The sequence below is a fragment of the Nannocystis pusilla genome (genome assembly GCF_026626665.1).
Taxonomy (GTDB): Bacteria; Myxococcota_A; Polyangia; order Nannocystales; family Nannocystaceae; genus Nannocystis; species Nannocystis pusilla.
Map to the genome: position 1 here is coordinate 2,044,367 of NZ_JAPNKE010000002.1, position 20,318 is coordinate 2,064,684.

A 20,318-nucleotide genomic window follows, 5' to 3' on the forward strand; every position below is an offset into this window, starting at 1 on the left:
GCGGGCGAGTGACTCCTGGCTTTCGGGACAGGAGCGGACGGGCGGCGTGGTTCCTGGCCTTGGGGACATGCGATGCGCGCCGCGCGGGCAGGTCAGGGGTTCGGATCCTGCGGCACGCCCTGGCGCTCGGGCAGGCCGAGGGCGAGGTTCAGGTTCTGCACCGCCTGCGAGGCGGCGCCCTTGAGCAGGTTGTCGAGGGTGACGACGACGACGGCGTGGCGGTCGTCGACCTGGAAGCCGCCGATGGTGACGTCGTGGCGGCCGGCGGCGGCGCGGACCTCGGGGATGTCGTCCGTGACGCGCACGAGCGGCTCCCCTTCGTAGACGTCGCGGTAGCGGCGGACCAGGGCGTCGCGCTCCAGCGGGCGCGCGAGCGGCAGGGTGATCGTGAGGGTGATGCCGCGGAAGAATGGGGCGACGTGCGGGACGAAGCGGACGGCGTGGCCGAGGTGGTGGCTGGCCTCGCGCTCGTGCAGGTGGCCGGTGAGGGCGTACGGCATGAGGTTGTCGCGCAAGCGCTCGGGGTCGTTGCGCGGCGAGGGGGTGGTGCCGGCGCCGCTGTAGCCGGACACGCCGAAGGCCTGCGGCGGGCCGGCCAGCAGCTCGAGCAGCGGGGCGATGCCGAGCTGGATGCCGGTGGCGTAGCAGCCGGGGTTGGCGATCTTGCGGGCGCCGCGGATCCGGGCCCGGTGGCGCTCGGGCAGGCCGTAGGCCCACGCCGGGTCGAAGCGGAAGTCGGCCGAGAGATCGACGAGGACGGGCGCGCGCGGGCCGGCGGCCAGGACCTCGGCGTAGGCGGCGGCGAGGCCGTTGGGCAGGGCGAGCACGACGGCGTCGACCGGCCAGGAGGCGACTGTCTCGGGGGACATGTCCTCGAGGACAAGGTCGGCGGGGGCGTGGGCGAGGTGGGCGGAGAGCGGCTCGCCGACGCCCTGGCGCGAGGCGGCGCGGGCCAGGCGCAGGCCGTCGTGGCCGGCGAGCAGGCGCGCGAGCTCGCCGCCGACGTGGCCGCGGGCGCCGACGAGGCCGAGGGTGAGGCTCACGGCGCACCTCCGCAGGCGTCGGCGACGAAGGAGCGAGCGGCGAGCGGGGCCGTCACCCGGCGCTGGCGGACCCCTCGGAGGAACACGGTCCCGGGCGGGCGAGCGGCGAGCGGCGGGCAGGACGCGCCGATGGGCCGGGGAGTACCATGTCCCATGGGGCATGTAGCGAAGAGCATGGTGCTGGGGACATGCTCGATCGAGCATGTCGTCGGGGCCAGGGCGACAGATGGCGCGGTCACGCGGCGTCTCCGATCGTGTGCGCGGCCTCGAGGGTCGGCGGGGCGGCGAGGGCCCGCTCGACGCACTCCTGGATGGTCGGGAAGTCGGTGATGCCGGTCCAGAACACGGTCCAGGCGCCGCCGGTGTAGCTGCCGTCGGCGCGCTGGAAGTACCAGGGGTTGATCGGGTTGTCGACGCGGGCGCGCCAGAACAGCTTCGGCGTCTCCCGGGTCATGCGCAGCCACAAGGAGCCGCCGATGCCCTCGCCCTGGGCCTCGCCGGTGACCGCGAACTTGTCGAGGTAGGGGATCGGGCCCTCGTCGGTGAGGATCGCGGCGGCGCGGTAGCTGTCGGCGAGGTAGATCCGGCGGAACGGCTTGCGGGTGAAGTAGTCGGCCACCGGCGGGCGGCCGAACGCGGCGGCGAGCAGGCCGGCGAGGCGCGGCAGGTCCACGCTCTGCAGCGACTCGTGGAGGATGATGCGCTCGCCGCGGCGCACGAGGGTGCCCGAGCCCTTGTGGGTGAAGAGCTCCATGGCGAGGAGGTCAGGCGAGGTGATCGAGACCGAGGAGGCGCGCGGGAGCTTGCCGAGGAGGTCGTGGATCAGCTCGAGCTTGTGGCGGGTGCTGCTGGTCATCCACGGCTCGGCCAGCAGCGGCTCGTAGTCCTCGGCGAGGTTGACGGCCGAGAGCAGGTCGCCGTACTCGTCGCGCAGGCCGCCCTTGGCGCGCAGGAGGACGATCTTGTACGGCTGCAGGCGCACCGCGAGGGCGTGCGCGGCGAGGTCGGGGCCGAGGTCGAGGATCTGGCCGCCGGCGGTCTCGCCGATGCTGGCGAGCACCGGCATCGAGCCGGCCTTGAGGCTCGAGTCGATGGCGTCGGTGTCGACGCGGACGATGCGGGCCCGCTGCTCCTTGCCGCGATCGTCGTCGTCGAGCTCGGCCGCGAACACGCCGCCGACGACCGGCCGACCGCGCGCGCCCATCTCCTCGAGCATGTCGACGAGCCGCAGGTTCTCGGTGCGGAACACCCGGCGCACCTGCTCGAGCGCCCGCGGCGAGGTGCGCTGGGCCCAGTCGGTCGGGTCGATGCCGGCGGCCTCGAAGGCGGCCTGCAGCTGCGGGCCGACGCCGTGGACGACGACCGGGTGGAGGCCGACCTGGTGGAGGAAGTTGAGCGAGGAGGCGAGGCTCTCGAGGTCGTCGGCGAGCAGGCCGCCGCCGACCTTGATGACGGCGAAGCGCTTGTGCTCGACGCTCGAGAACTGCTTGAGGTACTGCTCGACCTCCTTGCGGCCGCCGAGGTTGCGCAGGAGCTTGACGATCAGCTCGCGGGGGTTGGGCATGGTCGTTGGATCTTCAGGACAGGATCGCGCGGTAGCGGTTCGCCGCCTCGACGAGGTCGGCCAGGGGGACGTACTCGCCCGCGGTGTGGGCCTGGTCGATCGAACCTGGCCCGTAGACCAGGACGTCGCAGCCGGCGGCGGAGAACAGGGCGGCCTCGGTCCAGAAGTCGACCGGGTCGCCGGGCGGGAGGCCGAGGCGCTCGGCGAGGGCGGCCGCGGCCGCGCGGGCGTCGGCGAGGCGCCCGGGGCCGCCGGCGGGCAGCGGGGGGGCGAGGAAGCCGGGCGTGAAGCGGACGCGCTCGGGGTCGGGCGCGAGCGCGAACAGCTCGGCCAGAGCGGCCGCGGGCGGCAGCTCGGGCGGCGGCCGCACGCCGAAGCGCACGGTGGCGGCGCTGGCGATCATGTTGGCCTTGAGGCCGCCCTCGACCGCGCCGAGGTTGAGGCGCAGGCCGCGGAGCGAGCCGGCGGACCCGGCGGCCTCGCTCTCGCCCGCGCGGGCGAGGGCGAGGCTGGCCCAGCGGACAGCCTCGTGGACGGCGCTGTCGCGCAGGGCCCGGGCGGCGGAGGCGTGGCCGCCGGTGCCGGAGAAGGCCGCGGTGGCGGTGCCGATCCCGCGGTGCTCGAGGACGGCGCGGCAGCGGGTCGGCTCGCCGACGACGACGCTGCGGAAGGTCGGGTGCCGCGGCGTGGATGTCCGCGGGGACAGGTCAGAGGTCCGCGTGGACAGGTCGGCGAAGACGGGCGGAGCGGCACCGGCTGGCCCATGGGGCAGGTCGGGACGCGCGGCGCCGGCTGGTCCGGGGGACAGGTCCGATGTCCGCGGGGACAGGTCGGGGCGCGCGGCGCCAGCTGGCCCGGGGACAGGTCCGATGTCCGGGGGGACAGGTCGGCATGCGCGGACAGGTCGGCGCGCGCGGGCTCGGATGTCCGCGGGGACAGGTCGGAGCGGGCCAGGAACTCGCGGATGCAGCGGCTGCTGCCGGCCTCCTCGTCGGACGAGAACAGCACCGCGGCGGGGCCGGTGGTGGTCTCGAGCACGCTGAGGAGGCAGGCGGCGGCGCCCTTGATGTCGCAGGCGCCGAGGCCGATCGCGCGGTCGCCCTCGACGCGGAGGACGTGCGGGTCGGCCGTCCAGCCGGGGTCGGCCGGGACGGTGTCGACGTGGACGTTGAACAGCACCTGCAGGGCGCCGCGGACGGCGAGCAGGTAGACGCAGCCGTCGCCGAGGTCGACGGTGTCGCAGGCGAGACCTGACCCTTGGAGCATGTCCCGGAGGTAGGCGAACAGGCCGACGTCGCCGGCGATCGCCCGCGGCGGGTTGCGGGTGTCGAACGCGACGAGGCGCCCCAGGTGCTCGAGGGTGCGCCGGAGCGTGGCCTCGGTCATCGCTGCCCGGGGCGCCGGCGCGGGTTGACGCGCGCGGACAGGGTCGAGCTCATGCCGAGCAGCTTGATGAAGCCCTCGGCCTCGCGGGCGTCCCAGTCGGCCGACTGGGCGTAGACGGCGCCCTTGTTGCGCAGGATGTGCTCGGAGCGGACCGCCACCGGGGTGACGACGCCGCCGGCGGTCTCGAGGGTGACGGTGCCGTTCACGAAGGTCTGCGAGGAGCGCAGGAACGCCTCGAGGTCGTCCTTGAGCGGCTCGAAGAAGAAGCCGCGGTAGACCAGCTCGACCCACTTCTTGGCGACCAGCGGCTTGAAGCCGTTCTGGTTGGCGGTGAGGATCGCCTCCTCGAGCGCGCGGTGGGCCGTCATCAGGCCGGTGATGCCGGGGCACTCGAACACGATGCGGCCCTTGAGGCCGATCGTGGTGTCGCCGGTGTAGATGTTGCGGCCGACGCCGTAGGCGCCGAGGCGCTCGTTGAGGCGGCGCAGGATCTCGGGGCCCGGCATGGCCTCGCCGTCGAGCTTGATCGCGACGCCGCGCTCGAACTCGATGTCGATGCGCGCGGGCTGCCTGGGCCAGCTCTCCGGGCGCGCGCACATCTGCCAGGTCTCGGGGCCGGGGGCCTGGAACTCGTCGATCTCCGAGCCCGAGGCGGTGACGCCGAGCAGGTTGACGTTGATGCTGTACTTGGCGGTCTTCGGCCGCACGTGGTGGCCGAGCTTCTGCAGGTACTCGGCCTCGTAGGCGCGCACGGCGTGGTGCTCGTGCTGGATGTCGCGGATCGGGGCGACGATGTCGTAGTCGCCGAGCGAGCGCACGGTCTGGTCGAAGCGGACCTGGTCGTTGCCCATGCCGGTGCAGCCGTGGGCGAACACGCGGGTGCCGCGGGCGTCGCACAGCGCCAGGGCGCGCTCGACGATGATGTAGCGGTCGCTGACGAGCAGCGGGTAGACGTCCTGGTAGAGCTGGCCGCCGATGACCAGCGGGACGACGACGTCGTCCCAGATCGGCTGGGCGCCGCTCTCGGTGACGTGCTCGACGGCCCCGAGGTCGCGCGCGCGCTGCTCGATGTAGGCCCGCTCGGCGTCGTCGACCCCTCCCGTGTCGACGAACAGGGTGACGACGTCGTAGCCGCGCTCCCGCAGGTAAGGCACGCAGAAGCTGGTGTCGAGGCCGCCGGAGAAGGCGAGCACGACCTTCTTGTTCGAAGCTGTACTTTGGGACATCTGGGGGATCCTGGGAGCGAGCGAGCGGGGCGAAATCAGCGAGCGGACGGATTCAGAGGGCGCCGCGCAGGAGGGCGTCCATGACGGCCTTCTGGACGTGCAGGCGGTTCTCGGCCTCGTCGATGTGGATCGCGCGCGGCGAGTCGAGGACCTCGTCGGTGACCTTGACGTTGCGGCGGACCGGGAGGCAGTGACTGAACAGGCCGTTCGGGGTCAGGTCCATCTTGGCGGCGTCGACCATGAAGCGACGGCTGGCCTCGCGGATCGGCTTCTCCTCGTCCCAGCGGCCGAAGTAGGGCAGCGCGCCCCAGCTCTTGGCGTAGACGATGTCGGCGCCGCGGTAGCCCTGCTCGATGTCGTGGGTGACGGTGAGGGTGCTGCCGGCGGCCCTGGTGTACTCGGCGGCGGCGTCCATGTAGCGCCGGTCGAGGACGTACTCGGGCGTGGGGCAGAGGAGGGTGACGTCCATGCCGAGCTTGGCGGCGATGATCAGCGCCGAGTTGGCGACCGCGGTGTTGAGCGGCTTGGGGTGGTACGTCCACGTCAGGCACATCTTCTTGCCCGCGAGGTCGCCGAGCTTCTCCTGCAGCGTGAGCGCGAGCGCCAGCTCCTGACACGGGTGGGTGATCGTCTCCATGTTGATCACGGGCACGGTGGCGTGGCGCGCGAACGACTGGATGACGCGGTCCTCGCGGTCGACCTCCCAGCGCTGGAACTTGGGGAAGGCGCGCACGGCGATGGCGTCGACGTAGCGCGAGAGCACCCGCGCGACCTCGCGGACGTGCTCCTCGGGCTCGCCGTCCATGATGACGCCGTCGTCGAACTCGATCGGCCAGGCGCCCTTGCCGGGCTCGAGCACGATGGCCTTGCCGCCGAGCTGGTGCATCCCGAGCTCGAAGCTGGTGCGCGTGCGCAGCGAGGGGTTGAAGAAGACCAGGGCGATCGACTTGCCGGCCAAGGTCTGCGCGTGCGGCCCGGCCTTGAAGGCGCGCGCGGCGGCGAGGAGGGCTTCGATCTCGGCGCGGCTGTAGTCGAGGGTCGAGAGGAAGTGGCGCACGCGCGCTCCTCTAGCACAGGGGGGCGGTGGGCCAAATAGGCGCGGGGGCCGACGCGAGGCGCAGGGGGACGAGCGATTGTGAACTTCCTCTCGCGCTGGTGGACCGGCCGCGGCGTGGCGCTCGCCGGTCCGGCGGGGCGCTCGCTGGCCGCCACGCCGGGGCGGCGGAGGGCGATGGTGGTTCGGGACAGGGTCGGCGGGACATGTTTGAAAGGACAGGCGAGCGGTCGGGGCGGCGGATCGTGCGAGCTCGCGGGCCACAAGAAGGAAGAGGACTCGCTGCGGGTCGTGCCGCGGATCCCGAAGGGCGTTTTCGAGCGCTCTTGGGTCTGCCTTCGGGGAGATCTGGCCGACCGACCCGCGGTCGGTCATGCTACCGACCGACGGTCGGTCGGAATTCATGGCGCGCATCATCAAAGCGACGGAGGTGCGGCGGGGGGAGCTGCTCGATTGCGCGCAGGCGCTGTTCTTCGAGCGCGGCTACGAGCGCACGACGATGAACGACATCGTCGCGCGGGCCGGAGTGTCGAAGGGCGGGCTCTATCATCACTTCGAGATCGAAGGAGGCGCTGCTCGAGGCATTGGCGGCTCGCACTGCGCAGGCGACGGTGGCCCGATTCGACGACGTGCTGGCGGCGCCGGGGCTGGGGGCGCTCGAGCGGCTCAACGCGTTCTTCGCCCGGGCCCGCGCGATCAAGGTGGCGGAGGCGCCGGCCCTGCGGGCGACCTACGATTCGCTGTTCCGCCCGGAGAACACGCTCTTGTATCTGCGGATCCACGCGGCGGTCAATCCGGTGATCGCGCCGGTGCTGGCGCGGATCCTCGAGCAGGGGCGACAAGAAGGGGTCTTCGACGTGCCGGATCCGCTGGCGGCGGCGGAGATCGTACTGCAGCTCGGTACCACGATTCAGGCGGCGATGGGCCGGGCGCTGGCTGCGGTGGGGACGGAGGACGCGGCGGGGGCGATGGCGGCGCTCGAGGCCCGGCTGCGGTTCCACGGGCTGGCGGTCGAGCGGATCCTGGGGCTGCCGGCGGGGAGCATCTGCTTTATCGAGCCGGACACGGTGGCGGCGGTATTCCGGAGGGGAAGACGACATGAGCGCGGAGAAAGTGACACTGACGGCGGAGAAGGAGACGCTGCTCATCACGCTGCTGGCGAAGGCGGGCGAGAGCCGGCTGCCGGATTCGCTGCTGCACGATGATGATGCGGCCAGGGCGGTGGAGCGCATCGACTACGACTTTTCAAATTGAAGGTCGACCGCAACCTGATGATCGGGGTGTCGATGCGCGCGCACATCTTCGACGGGTGGACGCGCGAGTTCTTGCGACGGCACCCGCAGGCGACGGTGATTCACATGGGGTGCGGGCTCGATTCACGGGTGTTCCGCGTCGACCCGGGGCCGGCGGTGCGCTGGTTCGATGTCGATTATCCGGAGGTGATCGCGCTGCGAGAGCGGCTGTTTCCCCCGCGAGAGGGGTATACGATGATCTCGTCGTCGGTGACGGCGCCGGGGTGGATCGAGGCGCTGCCGGCGGACCGGCCGACGCTGATCCTGGCGGAAGGTTTGATGATGTACGTGGGGGTGGAAGCGGCGCCGCAGCTCATCGGGCGACTCCTGGGGCGATTTAGAGAAGTGGGCGAAGCTGGCGTTCGACGGGTTCAGCAAGCGCGGGGCGCGGATGATCCTGCGCCATCAGGCGGTCAAGGCGACGGGGGCGTCGATGCACTGGACGATCGAGGACCCGCATTCGCTCGAGCGCGAGTTTCCGCAGCTGCGATTGGTGACGGATTATCATGCGTACGATCCGCGGGGGTACGATCCGCGGCAGGTGGCACGATTGTCGTGGGCGGCGCGGGTGGCAGTGAAGCTGTTCGCGTTGATCCCGGCGCTGGGGCGGATCAGCCGGCTGTTGCGGTATCGATTCTGAGGCGAGAGCTGGCTCACCTGGTACTGGGTCGCCGGGGGCGTGGAGGTGCGCCATGCCCGGGACATGCTGAAGATCGGTTCCGTCGTCTGGGGGTCACCGACGTGGCGCGCGCGGTCGAGTTCTGGACGGCGGCGCTTGAAGTCGCTCGAGGTCTTTGGGCTGACAGGGGATCGCCGGCCGCTTCAGCGGCGGTCCTTGGCCATGGCCTTGAGGTTGGCGCGCCGGGCCTCGTGGGCGCAATCGGGGCACCAGGTGTGTTGATAGCGGACGGCGCTCGGGCGGGCCCACCAGCGGTGGCCCTTGTCGCACTCCCACTGCAAATGGGTGTTGCGGTCGACGTATTTCTTGGAGATGCACTTGCCGCCGTTGGCGGCGGCCATGCGCTGCATCTCGGCGATGCCGAGGCGGGTGTCGGCGCATTGCGGGCACCAGCGATCGTTGAGGATGTTGCCGCTGGTGCTGAGCCACTCGTGGCCGGCGGCGCAGCGCCAGCGCAGCTTCTTGTGCGATTGCAGGTTGCGCTCGCTGAGCAGGGCGCCGCCTCGGCGGGCGGCGATCTCGCGGACGGCGGCGATCCAGCCGTCCTCGCGGCGACACTCCTTGCACCACCGGCCGAGGCGAATGTTGCGAGCGCGCGAGCTGAAGCGGTGGCCGCGGGCGCACTCCCAGCGCAGAGGGCCGTCGAATGCGACGGTCTTGGGGGAGATGCAGCGACCGCCCCAGCCGGCGACGAGGGCGTCCATGTCGGCCAGCGTGCGCCGGCAACGGCCGCACCAGTGGCCCTCGCGGATCTTCCTCGCCTCGGCGTCCCATTCGTGGCCGCGCTCGCAGCGGAAGCGCATCTTCTGGCCGAGCGGGGGATATTCGCCGGAGAGGCAGCGGCCGCCCTGTCGCGGGCGATGGCCCGGATCTTCTCCAGCTTGTCGGGGCCGCGATAGCGGCAGCTGGGCACCAGTGGCCGCCGAGGATGATGGCGGAGGTGGTGTTCCAGCGGTGGCCTCGCTTGCATTCGTAGTCGGCGCGGCCCTGGTAGCCGGGATAGGCCGCGGCGAGGCACTTGCCGCCGTGCTGGCGGGCGATGGCGCGGAGGGCGGCGAGGCGGGCGGCGGGATCGTTGCGAGGCGGGCGCGGCTGGACGGCCGGGGCGGGCGAGGCTCGCCGCATCGCAGTGGAGGCGGACGCCTTTCGCCGGCGGGCTGGCGCGGTGGCCGCTGCAGGCCCCGCGGCGGCCCGGCGCGGCTCGCCGGCGACGGCGACGGTCCGGGTGGCGCCGGCCTTGCGCGAGGACCGGGTGCGGGCGGGCACGATGGCCGACGCTATCACCCGCCGGTCGATGCGCGCAAGCGCGCGGCGGCGCTCCTCCTTCGATTCACGCCCTGGCTCGCCGTGCTCGCGGCCTTTTCTTCTCGAGTCGCGGGGTCGGTGTCCCCCGGCGGCGTGCGAGGCGACCCGCGAGGCGACGGGTCAGCGGCGGCGCGACCCTCGGGGGCGGGGCGAGGTGCTGTCCCTCGGGACAGGTGTTGCGGCGGCGGAGCGGCCGCCCCGGCGAGACGTAGCGGAGTTCGCGGGCGCTTCCCTCCGGGCGGGAACGCGCTAGCTAGCGTCCCCGACGCGGAGGCCCATGGCTGCAGCTTTGTCGAGGATCGACCCACCGAGCACCCCGGGCCTGTTGGCGCTGGCGGACGGGACCCTGTTTCGCGGCCGTGCGCTCGCGGCCGAGGGGCGGACGTGCGGCGAGGTGGTGTTCAACACTGCGATGACCGGATACCAGGAGGTCGTCACCGACCCGAGCTATCACCAGCAGATCGTGACGCTGACGGCGGCGCACGTCGGGGTGGTCGGGGTCAACCCGGACGACGAGGAAGGCCGCGGGCCGCAGGTGGCCGGGCTGGTGGTCCGCGACGCGCCGCGGATGTTCGCGTCGTGGCGCGGCCGCGAAGACCTCGGGGCGTACCTGCGCCGCGCGGGCGTGGTGGCGGTGGCGGACATCGACACGCGCCGGCTGACGCACCTGCTGCGCGAGCGCGGGGCGATGGCGGGCTGCATCGCGGCCGGCGAGGCGGCCCGCGACGAGGCGGCCTGCGTGGCGGCGGCGCGGGCGTTCCCGGGGCTGCAGGGGGCGGCGCTGGCCGAGGCGGTCAGCGTGCCCGAGCCGGCCGGCTGGGCGGCGGGCTCGGTCCGCTGGCTGGATGGGCATGTCCTCGAGGGCAGGTCGGAGAAGACAGGTCTTGAAGGGCAGGTTCGCGGGGACATGTCCCCGGGGGCAGCCGGGCACGTGGTCGCGTTCGACTTCGGGGTCAAGCGCAACATCCTGCGGCTGCTGGTCGACCGCGGGCTGCGGGTGACGGTGGTGCCGGCGGCGACGACGGCGGCCCAGGCGCTGGCGCTGCGGCCCGACGGGATCTTCCTGTCGAACGGGCCCGGCGACCCGGAGCCGCTGCAGGCCCAGCAGGCGGCGATCCGCGAGCTGGTGGGGTCGGGGCTGCCGGTGTTCGGGATCTGCCTCGGGCACCAGCTGCTGTGCCTGGCGCTCGGGGCCCGCACGTTCAAGATGAAGTTCGGCCACCACGGGGCCAACCACCCGGTGCGCGAGCTGGCGACGGGGAGGGTGCTGATCACGAGCCAGAACCACGGGTTCGCGGCCGACCCGGCGACGCTGCCGGCCGAGCTGCGGGTCACGCACGTGTCGCTGTTCGACGGGTCGCTGCAAGGGGTGGAGCTGGCCGGCCGGCCGGTGTTCTCGTTCCAGGGCCACCCGGAGGCGTCTCCGGGGCCGCGCGAGCTGGCTGGTCTTTTCGACAGGTTCGCCCGCGAGGTGGTCGCGGGCCGGGCCGCGAGGGGGAAGTGAGATGCCCAAAAGGACAGATCTGAAGTCGATCCTGATCCTCGGCGCGGGGCCGATCGTGATCGGGCAGGCGTGCGAGTTCGACTACTCGGGGGTGCAGGCCTGCAAGGCGCTGCGCGCCGAGGGCTACCGGGTGGTGCTGGTCAACTCGAACCCGGCGACGATCATGACCGACCCGGAGACGGCGGACGCGGTCTACATCGAGCCGGTCGAGTGGGAGACGGTGACGCGGATCCTCGAGCGCGAGCGACCCGACGCGCTGCTGCCGACGATGGGCGGGCAGACGGCGCTGAACTGCGCGCTCGACCTGTTCCGCCACGGGGTGCTGCAGCGGCTGGGGGTCGAGCTGATCGGGGCGAAGGTCGAGGCGATCGAGAAGGCCGAGGACCGCGAGCTGTTCAGCAAGGCGATGCGCTCGATCGGGCTCGAGATGCCGCAGGCGGTGTTCTGCCGCTCGGTGCCCGAGGCGCTGGCGGCGGCCGAGACGGTCGGCTTCCCGGCGATCGTGCGCCCGTCGTTCACGCTCGGCGGGACGGGCGGCGGGATCGGCCACGACGCGGACGAGCTGGCGGCGATCGCCGCCCGCGGGATCGAGGCCAGCCCGATCGGCCAGATCCTGGTCGAGCAGTCGGTGCTCGGCTGGAAGGAGTTCGAGATGGAGGTGGTCCGCGACCGCGCAGACAACTGCGTGATCGTGTGCGCGATCGAGAACCTCGATCCGATGGGCGTCCACACCGGCGACTCGATCACGGTGGCGCCGGCGCTGACGCTGACCGACAAGGAGTACCAGCGCATGCGCGAGGCGTCGTTCGCGGTGATCCGCGAGATCGGCGTCGAGACCGGCGGCTCGAACGTGCAGTTTGCGATCGATCCGCGGACCGGGCGGATGGTGGTGATCGAGATGAACCCGCGGGTGTCTCGCAGCTCGGCGCTGGCCAGCAAGGCGACCGGGTTCCCGATCGCCAAGGTCGCGGCGCGCCTGGCCGTCGGCTACACGCTCGACGAGCTCGGCAACGAGATCACGCGGGTGACGCCGGCGTCGTTCGAGCCGGCGATCGACTACGTGGTGGTGAAGTGCCCGCGCTTCGCGTTCGAGAAGTTCAAGGGCGCGCAGACCCGCCTCGGCACGCAGATGAAGTCGGTCGGCGAGGTGATGGCGATCGGCCGCACGTTCCAGGAGGCGCTGCAGAAGGCGCTGCGCGGGCTCGAGATCGGGGCCGCGGGGCTGGAGCGGCGCGGGCCGGGATGGACGAGCCGGGGCTGACGGCAGCATTGGCGGAGCCGGGGCCGGAGCGGCTGTTCGCGGTGGCGGAGGCGCTGCGGCGCGGCTGGCCCAAGGGACAGGTCGAGAGCCTGACGGGGATCGACGCGTGGTTTATCGACCAACTGGCGGAGCTGGTCGAGGTCGAGCAGGCGCTCGCGGGCCGCTCGCTGGCGGAGCTCGACGCGGGGAGGATGCGCGCGCTCAAGCGGATGGGGTTCGCGGACCGGCGGCTGGCGCAGCTGCTGCAAGTGAAGGAGACGGCGGTGCGCGAGCACCGGCACGCGCTCGGGGTCCGGCCGGTGTTCCTGCGCGTCGACACGTGCGCGGCCGAGTTCGCGTCGGAGACGCCTTACCTGTACTCGAGCTACGAGGAGCAGTGCGAGGCGCGTCCGACGCGGCGCGAGAAGGTGATGATCCTCGGCGCAGGGCCGAACCGGATCGGGCAAGGCATCGAGTTCGACTACTGCTGCGTGCACGCGGCGCTGGCGCTGCGCGAGGCGGGGATCGAGACGATCATGGTCAACTGCAACCCGGAGACGGTGTCGACCGACTACGACACCGCGGACCGGCTGTACTTCGAGCCGCTGACGCTCGAGGACGTGCTCGAGGTGATCGCGGTCGAGCAGCCGCGCGGGGTGATCGTGCAGCTCGGCGGACAGACGCCGCTGAAGCTGGCCCGGGGGCTCGAGGCGGCCGGAGTGCCGATCCTCGGCACGTCGCCCGACGCGATCGACGTGGCGGAGGATCGCGCCCGCTTCCAGGCGCTGCTGCACGAGCTCGGGCTGAAGCAGCCCGACAACGCGACGGCGACGACGATGCCGGAGGCGCTGGCGAAGGCGGAGGGCCTGGGGTTCCCGCTGGTGGTGCGGCCGTCGTACGTGCTCGGCGGGCGGGCGATGGCGATCGCGCGCTCGCAGACGGAGCTGGAGGGCTACCTGGCGGAGGCGTTCGCGGCGGCGGAGGAGCAGCCGGTGCTGATCGATCGCTACCTCAGGGACGCGATCGAGGTCGACGTCGACGCGCTGTCCGATCGGACAGAGGTGGTGATCGGCGGGGTGATGGAGCACATCGAGCAGGCGGGGGTGCACTCGGGCGACTCGGCGTGCTCGCTGCCGCCGTACTCGCTGCCGCCGGCGATCCAGGCGGAGATCCGGCGCCAGACGGTGGCGCTGGCGCGCGCGCTCGGGGTGGTCGGGCTGATGAACGTGCAGTTCGCGGTGGCCGGCGGCGAGGTGTACGTGCTCGAGGTGAACCCGCGCGCGGCCCGGACGGTGCCGTTCGTGGCGAAGGCGACGGGCCGACCGCTGGCGAAGCTGGCGGCGCGAGTGATGGCCGGGGCGACGCTGCGCGAGCTCGGGGTGACGGAGGAGAAGCTGCCGACGATGGCGAGCGTGAAAGAGGCGGTGCTGCCGTTCCGCCGCTTCCCGGGCGCGGACCCGATGCTGGGGCCGGAGATGAAGTCGACCGGCGAGGTGATGGGCAGCGGCGAGAGCTTCGCCGAGGCCTACGCGAAGGCCCAGCTCGGGGCAGGCGTGCGGCTGCCGCTGCAGGGGCGCGTGGCGCTCGAGGTGGCCGACGAGGACGCGCCGGGGCTGGTGGCGGTGGCGGATCACCTGCGGCTGCTCGGGTTCGAGGTGCTGGCCGGCGCGGCGACGGCCGAGGCGCTGGCAGGGTTGGGCTACCCGATCGGGCGGCTGGACGCCGAGCTCGAGGGGGTGACGCTCGCCCTGGCCTCGGGGACAGGCGCGGCGGGGCTGCGGGCGGCGGCGACGGGGCGCAAGATCCCGTGCTACACGACGATCGCGGGGCTGGCCGCGGGGGCGCGGGCGATCCAGCGGCTGCGCGAAGGACCGCTGCCGCCGCGGGCGCTGGCCGAAGTGGCGGGGTGAGGCCGAGGGTCCCCTGTCCGGAGGGACAGGGGCCTTTCTCGCGGCTGCTGTCCGAAGGGGCAGGCGAGCGCTGGCGGGTTTCATGTCCGAAGGGACAGGGCGCCCGCGGGCTGGCTGTCTGAAGGAACAGGCGATCCGAGAGTCGTTCATGTCCGAAGGGACAGGCGGTCCGTGAGCTGGCTGTCCGAAGGGACAGTCGGTCCAAGGGGTTCATGTGTGAAGGGACAGGGGACGCGCGGGCTGGCTGCTCGAAGGGACAGGCGGTCCGAAGGGGTTCATGTCCGAAGGGACATGTGGCCCGTGGGCTGGCTGCCCGAAGGGACAGGCGGTCCGAAGGGGTTCATGTCCGAAGGGACAGGGAGGTGAGGGGGCGGAGGGGCCGAAGCTGGGGGCGGGTGCCGGCTCTCGGCGCTGCCGCGGCGGTTCTCGCAGGAATGTGTATTTTCGCGCGCGGCAGTGGTAGGGGCGGAGGATGCACGACAGCCGGGCGCCCCAGAGTCTCGATCCCGAGGTGTTGCGAGCCGCGTTGAGCGAGCCGGAGCGGCTCGGGCTGTATCTGTCGCGCGGGCTCGGAGGCGCGGCCGAGGGCGGCGAGGGACAGCCGGAGTTCGTGCGCGTGGCGGTGCTGACGACGACTTCGCCGGCGGTGCTGCAGACGGACCGACAGGCGTGGCGGGCGGCGGCGGCGGGGCTCGGCGCGGAAGGGTCGCCGCGGCTGACGGCGATCGAGCTGGTGGCGCCGCCGGTCGGGTCGCCGTGGGCGGAGGTGGCAGCGGAGCGGCGTGCGGCGTTGCTGCGCCTGGCGGTGCGCTCGCTGCTGGCCTCGGCGCCAGAGCTGGCGGTGTTCCACATCACCGACGAATCGGGGCCGGGATGCTGGTGCGTCTGCAGTCGGGGCTGGCCCTCGGCGAGTCGCGCCTGGACGCCCGGCTGCTCGAGCACATGGTGTTCGCGGCGTTGACGTATCGGCTGCTGGTCCACTCCGGGGAGGCGGTGGTGGTGACGGCTGCGGACGAGGCGACATGGTCTTCGAGACAGGTGTTCGCGGAGCACGCGGCGGTGTGGCGACGGGCGCTGGTGTCGGCGCCGCGCGAGGGGCTGGCCGGGCTCGAGCTGGCGGACCTGGCGGAGGCGCTGGTGTGGGCGACGGCGACGCGACGCGGGCGCGCGACGGTGGCTGCAGCGCCCCCGGCGATCGTGACGGCGATCGCAGAGGCGGAGGCGGAGCTGCGCTCGCGGGCGACGAACTTGCTGCGAGAACGCGCCGGCGGGGGGAACTGAGGGCAGGTCGAGCGGTTGCCTCGCAGGCGCGCGCGGGCGGGGGCGAGCCCAGCAACGGTGATCGAGCTGCCGTCGTGCGCGAGGAATCGGAGACCGATGCGTATGCATGGCCGACCGCGGTGAGGTGGTGAGCTGTCAGTACGACGCGCCGGACCGAGGGGGCGGATGCGGCGGTCGGTGCGAGGCGGTGAGCCGCTGGTGAGAGGGGAAGACCGCTTGTGCGGATGCGGCGCGAGGCGATGCGGGGGGCGGAGATCGATCTGCGGCCGCTCGTGGGCGACGCGGCGTGAAACGGATGCCTGCAGGCTCCGGCGAATTCGCGCCGTGGCCGCCGCTGGACGGGGCCGGATCGGGCAGGTAGCCTGATGAATGATGGATGCGCGACTCGGTCAGGGCTTCGGGTGGGCGGTGGCGTGTCCGGCGACGGCCGAGGACGCGGCTGCACGCCACGTGGAGGGGCTCTGGGCGTCGTTCTTCCCGGCGGCGGCAGGGTACGCGGTGACGCGCTCGGAGGTGGTGTCGGTGCCCGAGCCGTCGCCCTCGCGCGGACGCGCGCACCAGCCCGGGATGCGCCTGCAGGTCCGTCGCGGCGACTTCTGCGGCGAGGTCGAGGTGGCGGCGACGACGGGGCCGCGGCGGTCTCGACTGTGGCTGCGCGGCTATGCGGGCTCGCAGCGGCTGGCGGCGGTCGAGCTGCGAGCCGCCCGCGCGACCGACCGCCTGCGCCTGGCCGGTTCGCTGGTCGGAGCGTCGGCCCTGCTGGCGCTTTGCGTCGAGCTGCTGACGCACCCGCCAGGCTTCACGGTCGACATGATGTTCTTCCTCGGCGGGCTGCTGGTGGCGGTGATCATGGTGGTCGGCCTGGCGATCGGGGCGAACGTGGGGTCATGGTTCGGCGAGCGCCAGGCGGTGCTCGGCTGGGTGCGCGCGCTGGCCCTGGTCGAACGCGACACCGCCCTGCGCGAGGACCTCCGCCGCTGGCGCTCGCTGGTCAAGAACCTGGCCCACTACCGCGACGCGCTGGCCGGATCGAGCCGCCGCCAGCCGTTCCGCGCGCTCAGCCCGGGCGCGGAGGACGACGAGGAGCTGGCCGAAGAGACAGGCGCGCCGCAGGCGTCGGCCGGCTGAGCGAGCGGCCGGGTGGCGCCCGAGTACGCGGCGCGGGCCGGCAGGGCGCGGCACACAGGGTCCGGAGGTCGATCGAAGCGACAGGGGCGGCGTCGGACGGCAGGGGCGTAGCGAGCGTCGGCGGTCAGAACGCTGGCGCGCACGGTTGGATAGAGGCTGGTCGGAGGGCCAGGCGCGCCGTGACGCAGGGCGAGGCGGACGGCGCTCGCCGAGGCTGGCCGAAGGGACAGGGGCCGCGACGGCGGTCGGTCGATCGGTCGGACTGCGAAGCTGGCTGAAAGGACAAGTTACTCGAGGATGTCGCCTGGACGCTGGTCGGAGAGACAGGTCGGCCTCGAAGCTGGTGGAAAGGACAGGTGATCGACGAGTTCGGCTGGGCTGGACGCAGGTCGGAGAGAGCTGCTTCGGGATCAGTAGTGCCCCTTTCAACATGTGGATCGGGACATGTCACAAGGGTCATGGTCCGCCGGGCTGGGGGGTGACCTCGAGCTGGACGTTGACGATCGGGAGCAGGCCGTTCGACTGCCAGCGCTGGCCGTCGTGGGTGGTGTCGGGGCCGGGGACCACGTCGACGATCTCGACGAGGTAGTCGTCGATGGTGAAGGCGCCGGCGCTGTCCGGGCGGAGCTGGCGCGAGAGGATGGCGTTCTCACTGTTCACCGACAGGCCGGGGCCCGAGAGTTCGGTGTAGAGCTGGAGCGTCGTCGGGACGGTGCCGCGGCCGGGGAAGGTGACGATGGTGCGGCCGAGGGCGCTGAGCCAGACGTAGGTGGGTGCCTGCGGGGCGGGCAGCTTGTGCTCGTGGGGACAGGTGGCCGTGGTGCGACGGAGGCGGACGCGGTCGCCCTGGCCGTCGGTCTCGACGCGCACGAGCTCGCGGCCGAGCCGGACGATCCGCGGCGACATGCGCGGGTCGGAGACGGAATGGCCGCCGAGAGCGCCGCCGAAGACCTGCAGCAGCGGGACCTGCTCGGCCTCCTCGCGGTACGGACCGCGGCCGCGGGCGGGGATCTCGAGGGTGATGTATTTGAAAGTGAGCGGGCCGAGCGCGAGCTCCTCGCCGACGTCGAGGGTGCGCGGGGGCTGGACCGCGGGGAGCTTGGTGAGCGCGGCAGGGACGACGGTGCGCGCGGAGGACTCGAGGCAGGGATCGCCGGCAGCGACCGGGGCGGGCTTCGGGGCGTCGACGGCCGGATCGATGCGCGCGCGCACGTGGAGGCGCGCGTCGCCGTCGGCCTGCCAGGCGCCGTCGTGGCGCGTGCCGGGGCCGGGGTGACGCGATCGAAGGTGATGAAGTGGGAGCCGACGCGGAAGCGGTGCTCGCCGCCCGGCCGCGGGGCGAGCCAGTGGCGATAGCCGAGGTCGGTGATGTCGAGGCGCGGGGTGTCGCCGCGACCTTCGAGGTTGAATGCAGGAGCTCGCCGGCGAGGTCGTAGGTGTAGGTGCGGATGGCCTCGGTGCTGAGCCAGAAGGAGCGCGAGGCGGCGGCGGCGGGCATGACTGCCGCCGCCGGGCAGACCTCGCGGCTGACCGTGACCGCGACGCTGGCGGGCGGATCGCCGGCGCCCGTGCGGAGGTCGAAGCGGTACGGGCCGACGAAGGTGTGGTGCTCCTGGTCCGGGTACAGATCCTCGTGCGCGCCCCAGGGGTCGTGCGGGCCGACCTCGGCGCGATCGATCTCGATGCTCAGCGCGGCGCCGCGGTGGCCGGCCTTGCGCGTGCCGATCCAGGCCTCCGGATCGTAGTGGAGCGCGGCCTTGCCGATCTTCCGCTTGTCGCCCGGGCGCAGGGTGCCCGTGCCGATCGGGGCGCGGCCGCGGCCGAGGTTCGGCGGCAGCTCGGTGGGCTGCTCGCCGACCTCGCCGCAGCGGCGATCGGGCGGGATGGTGGCGAGGGTCGGCGGAGCGGCGGGGAACGAGGTCGGGCTCGCGGGCGCGCCCGGGCCGGTCGGTCCGGGCGCGAGCGTGACTGCGGTCGTGGCGGTCGACCCGGGAACGGTCGCGCGGTTCGGCTCGAGCGCGGGGGAGTTCGCGTTCGCGGCCTCCGGCGCGTCGGCGGGGTCGGCGGGGCTCGGCGGGGGTGGGCCCGGGACGGCGATCGGCGGCGGAGTGTCGGTGGCGTGCGCGAGGTCGGCGGCGTCGCGCCGATCGCAGGCGCCGAGGAGCGCGAGGCCGAGGATGAAGGGACGCGTGGACACGGGCGGTGGAACGGGGAGCCGGTGAGAGCGGCCTCGGGACGGCGCCGGTGCGTCGGCGTGAGTCGGGCCGCGGGGCGCGGCGGAGAGCGGCGCGGGTTCGGGCGTGTGTCCTCGGGGACATGCGCTTTCGCGCATGTCCGGAGGAACATGGCCTGAGGAGCAGGCTCAGGGGGCGACGGGGTCGAGGAGGACGGTGACGGCGCCGGCGTCGAAGGTGGCGACGGCGAGGTCGAGCGCGGGGCCCGGGTCGAGCCGGGCGGCGTGGACCCGCACGGCGCCGGAGGGCGCTGGAGGGCCCGGGGGGGCTCGAAGGCGCCGTCGCCGTGGCCGGTCCAGTAGAGCAGGATCGGGCTGAGGGCGTCGACGGCGACGACGTCGAGGTGACCGTCGCCGTCGAGGTCGTCGATGTCGAGGGCGTGCGGCTTGAAGGGCGGGTCGATGTCGATCTCGCCGACGTGGGTGAAGCCGCCGGCGCCGTCACCTGTCGCAAGGGACAGGCGGGTGGGGAAGTGCTCGGCGGCGAGGATGTCGAGCGCGCCGTCCTCGTCGAGGTCGCCGAGCGCGGCGCTCCAGGGGCGCAGGTGGCCGACCTGGACCTCGGGCTCGACGAACTCGCCGCTGGGCCGGCCGAACACGCGGAGGAAGCCGCGCGGGGCGTCGGACTCGAACAGGAGGGCGTCGGGGACGCCGTCGCCGTCGAACTGGCCGACGAGCAGGCCGGCGGGGGCGAAGTCGGCGACGGCGCCGAGGACGGTGGTGGTGGTGGTCCAGGCGGCGGCGTCGCTGCCCCGGTGGACGGTGAGGCCGAACTTGTGGGCGCCGTGGCAGAGGGCGACGACGTCGTTGCGGCCGTCGCGGTCGAGGTCGGCGACGACGTGGTTGCGCGGGGTGGGCGGGCTCTGGAGGGTCTTGTAGGCGGCGAACTCGGCGACGTGCCAGCGGAAGATCCGGGCGGCGTCGGCGGACTGTGCGACCATGACGTCGACGCCGGCGTCGCCGTCGAGCTGGCCGATCGCCGGGTAGGCGCTGGCGCCCTTGAGGGTGGGCGCGAGGTCGGCGGTGAAGGTGCCGTCGCCGTGGCCCCGCGCGACCCAGCCGGCGATCAGCTCGGCGTCGTCGAGGCCCATGACGAGGAGGTCGTCGTGGCCGTCACCGTCGAAGTCGGCGACCTCGAGCGAGTAGGGCTCGATCGCGGGGCTGAGGGCGTCGCCGCCGAGGCCTTCGGTCGGATCTTCGGTCGGATCGCCGGTGGGGTCGAGGCTGGTGAGGCCGCCGGTGCCGTCGCTGCCGGGGCCGGGGCCGGGGTCGCCGCCCGGGCCGGCGCTGGTGAAGCCCTCGGTCCCGGCGCTGCCGTCGCCGTCGCTGTCGCCGTCGGTCTCGCCGAGCGGACGATCGGAGCAGGCGACGAGCAGCGTCAGCGCGGACGCCAGGTGGGCCCTCATTGGACAACGCTGCCACGGGGGCGCGGTCGCGGCAAGCGCCGGCCCGGCGCGTGATCGCGCGGAGCCC

14 protein-coding genes and 4 pseudogenes are annotated in these 20,318 nt (G+C 73.0%); 9 read left to right on the forward strand and 9 right to left on the reverse strand.

What is annotated here, in order from left to right:
* Positions 1 to 92 precede the first annotated feature (92 nt).
* From argC to OV079_RS09045, 6 genes and pseudogenes are all read right to left on the reverse strand, one after another.
* A complete protein-coding gene (gene argC / locus OV079_RS09020; RefSeq protein ID WP_267767478.1) occupies positions 93 to 1,043 on the reverse strand; it encodes an N-acetyl-gamma-glutamyl-phosphate reductase in 951 nt (316 codons plus the stop codon).
* Between the two features lie 235 nt (positions 1,044 to 1,278).
* Positions 1,279 to 2,607 carry an acetylglutamate kinase gene (locus OV079_RS09025; RefSeq protein WP_267767479.1) on the reverse strand — a complete coding sequence of 443 codons (1,329 nt, stop codon included), beginning with the start codon at positions 2,605 to 2,607 and terminating at the stop codon, positions 1,279 to 1,281.
* 13 nt (positions 2,608 to 2,620) lie between these two features.
* Entirely contained in the window at positions 2,621 to 3,658 is a 1,038-nt protein-coding gene (locus OV079_RS09030; protein ID WP_338089059.1) for a M20/M25/M40 family metallo-hydrolase, read from the reverse strand.
* Positions 3,553 to 3,993 (reverse strand): annotated as a pseudogene (locus OV079_RS09035) (M20/M25/M40 family metallo-hydrolase); the annotation flags it as partial. The pseudogene OV079_RS09035 and the gene OV079_RS09030, both read right to left, overlap by 106 nt.
* Positions 3,990 to 5,219, reverse strand: a complete 1,230-nt coding sequence (locus OV079_RS09040) for an argininosuccinate synthase (protein WP_267767480.1) — start codon at positions 5,217 to 5,219, stop codon at positions 3,990 to 3,992. The gene OV079_RS09040 and the pseudogene OV079_RS09035, both read right to left, overlap by 4 nt.
* Before the next feature lie 52 nt (positions 5,220 to 5,271).
* Complete coding sequence (locus tag OV079_RS09045) at positions 5,272 to 6,276, reverse strand: N-acetylornithine carbamoyltransferase (protein ID WP_267767482.1); 1,005 nt, start codon at positions 6,274 to 6,276, stop codon at positions 5,272 to 5,274.
* Positions 6,277 to 6,676: 400 nt separating this feature from the next.
* Between OV079_RS09045 and OV079_RS57490 the strand changes: the two are divergent.
* The 4 genes and pseudogenes from OV079_RS57490 to OV079_RS09055 all read left to right on the forward strand — a co-directional run.
* Positions 6,677 to 6,778: pseudogene (locus OV079_RS57490) on the forward strand (TetR/AcrR family transcriptional regulator); the annotation flags it as partial.
* Positions 6,779 to 6,902: 124 nt separating this feature from the next.
* Positions 6,903 to 7,478: a hypothetical protein gene (locus tag OV079_RS09050; RefSeq protein WP_267767484.1), complete on the forward strand. Its 576-nt coding sequence runs from the start codon at positions 6,903 to 6,905 to the stop codon at positions 7,476 to 7,478.
* 81 nt (positions 7,479 to 7,559) lie between these two features.
* Positions 7,560 to 7,829: pseudogene (locus tag OV079_RS57495) on the forward strand (class I SAM-dependent methyltransferase); the annotation flags it as partial.
* Between the two features lie 127 nt (positions 7,830 to 7,956).
* Entirely contained in the window at positions 7,957 to 8,205 is a 249-nt protein-coding gene (locus OV079_RS09055) for a hypothetical protein (protein ID WP_267767485.1), read from the forward strand.
* Between the two features lie 182 nt (positions 8,206 to 8,387).
* Here OV079_RS09055 and OV079_RS09060 read toward each other — a convergent pair whose 3' ends face one another.
* Positions 8,388 to 9,047 (reverse strand): zinc-ribbon domain-containing protein, encoded by a 660-nt coding sequence (locus OV079_RS09060; protein ID WP_267767487.1) that lies wholly within the window; start codon positions 9,045 to 9,047, stop codon positions 8,388 to 8,390.
* A gap of 779 nt (positions 9,048 to 9,826) precedes the next feature.
* Between OV079_RS09060 and carA the strand changes: the two genes are divergently transcribed.
* From carA to OV079_RS09085, 5 genes and pseudogenes are all read left to right on the forward strand, one after another.
* Positions 9,827 to 11,053, forward strand: coding sequence for a glutamine-hydrolyzing carbamoyl-phosphate synthase small subunit (carA, locus tag OV079_RS09065; protein ID WP_267767489.1), 1,227 nt, complete (start codon positions 9,827 to 9,829; stop codon positions 11,051 to 11,053).
* 1 nt (position 11,054) lies between these two features.
* Positions 11,055 to 14,203, forward strand: a pseudogene (carB, locus tag OV079_RS57500) (carbamoyl-phosphate synthase large subunit).
* 472 nt (positions 14,204 to 14,675) lie between these two features.
* Positions 14,676 to 15,164: a hypothetical protein gene (locus OV079_RS09075; protein ID WP_267767491.1), complete on the forward strand. Its 489-nt coding sequence runs from the start codon at positions 14,676 to 14,678 to the stop codon at positions 15,162 to 15,164.
* A complete protein-coding gene (locus OV079_RS09080; protein ID WP_267767492.1) occupies positions 15,146 to 15,484 on the forward strand; it encodes a hypothetical protein in 339 nt (112 codons plus the stop codon). Before OV079_RS09075 ends, OV079_RS09080 begins: the two co-directional genes overlap by 19 nt.
* A gap of 369 nt (positions 15,485 to 15,853) precedes the next feature.
* Positions 15,854 to 16,612, forward strand: coding sequence for a hypothetical protein (locus OV079_RS09085; protein WP_267767493.1), 759 nt, complete (start codon positions 15,854 to 15,856; stop codon positions 16,610 to 16,612).
* A gap of 456 nt (positions 16,613 to 17,068) precedes the next feature.
* Here the strand turns inward: OV079_RS09085 and OV079_RS09090 are convergent, their stop codons facing one another.
* Both OV079_RS09090 and OV079_RS09095 read right to left on the reverse strand, forming a co-directional pair.
* A complete protein-coding gene (locus tag OV079_RS09090) occupies positions 17,069 to 17,824 on the reverse strand; it encodes a hypothetical protein (RefSeq protein ID WP_267767495.1) in 756 nt (251 codons plus the stop codon).
* 474 nt (positions 17,825 to 18,298) lie between these two features.
* Positions 18,299 to 20,251, reverse strand: coding sequence for an FG-GAP repeat domain-containing protein (locus OV079_RS09095; RefSeq protein ID WP_267767497.1), 1,953 nt, complete (start codon positions 20,249 to 20,251; stop codon positions 18,299 to 18,301).
* Positions 20,252 to 20,318 lie beyond the last annotated feature (67 nt).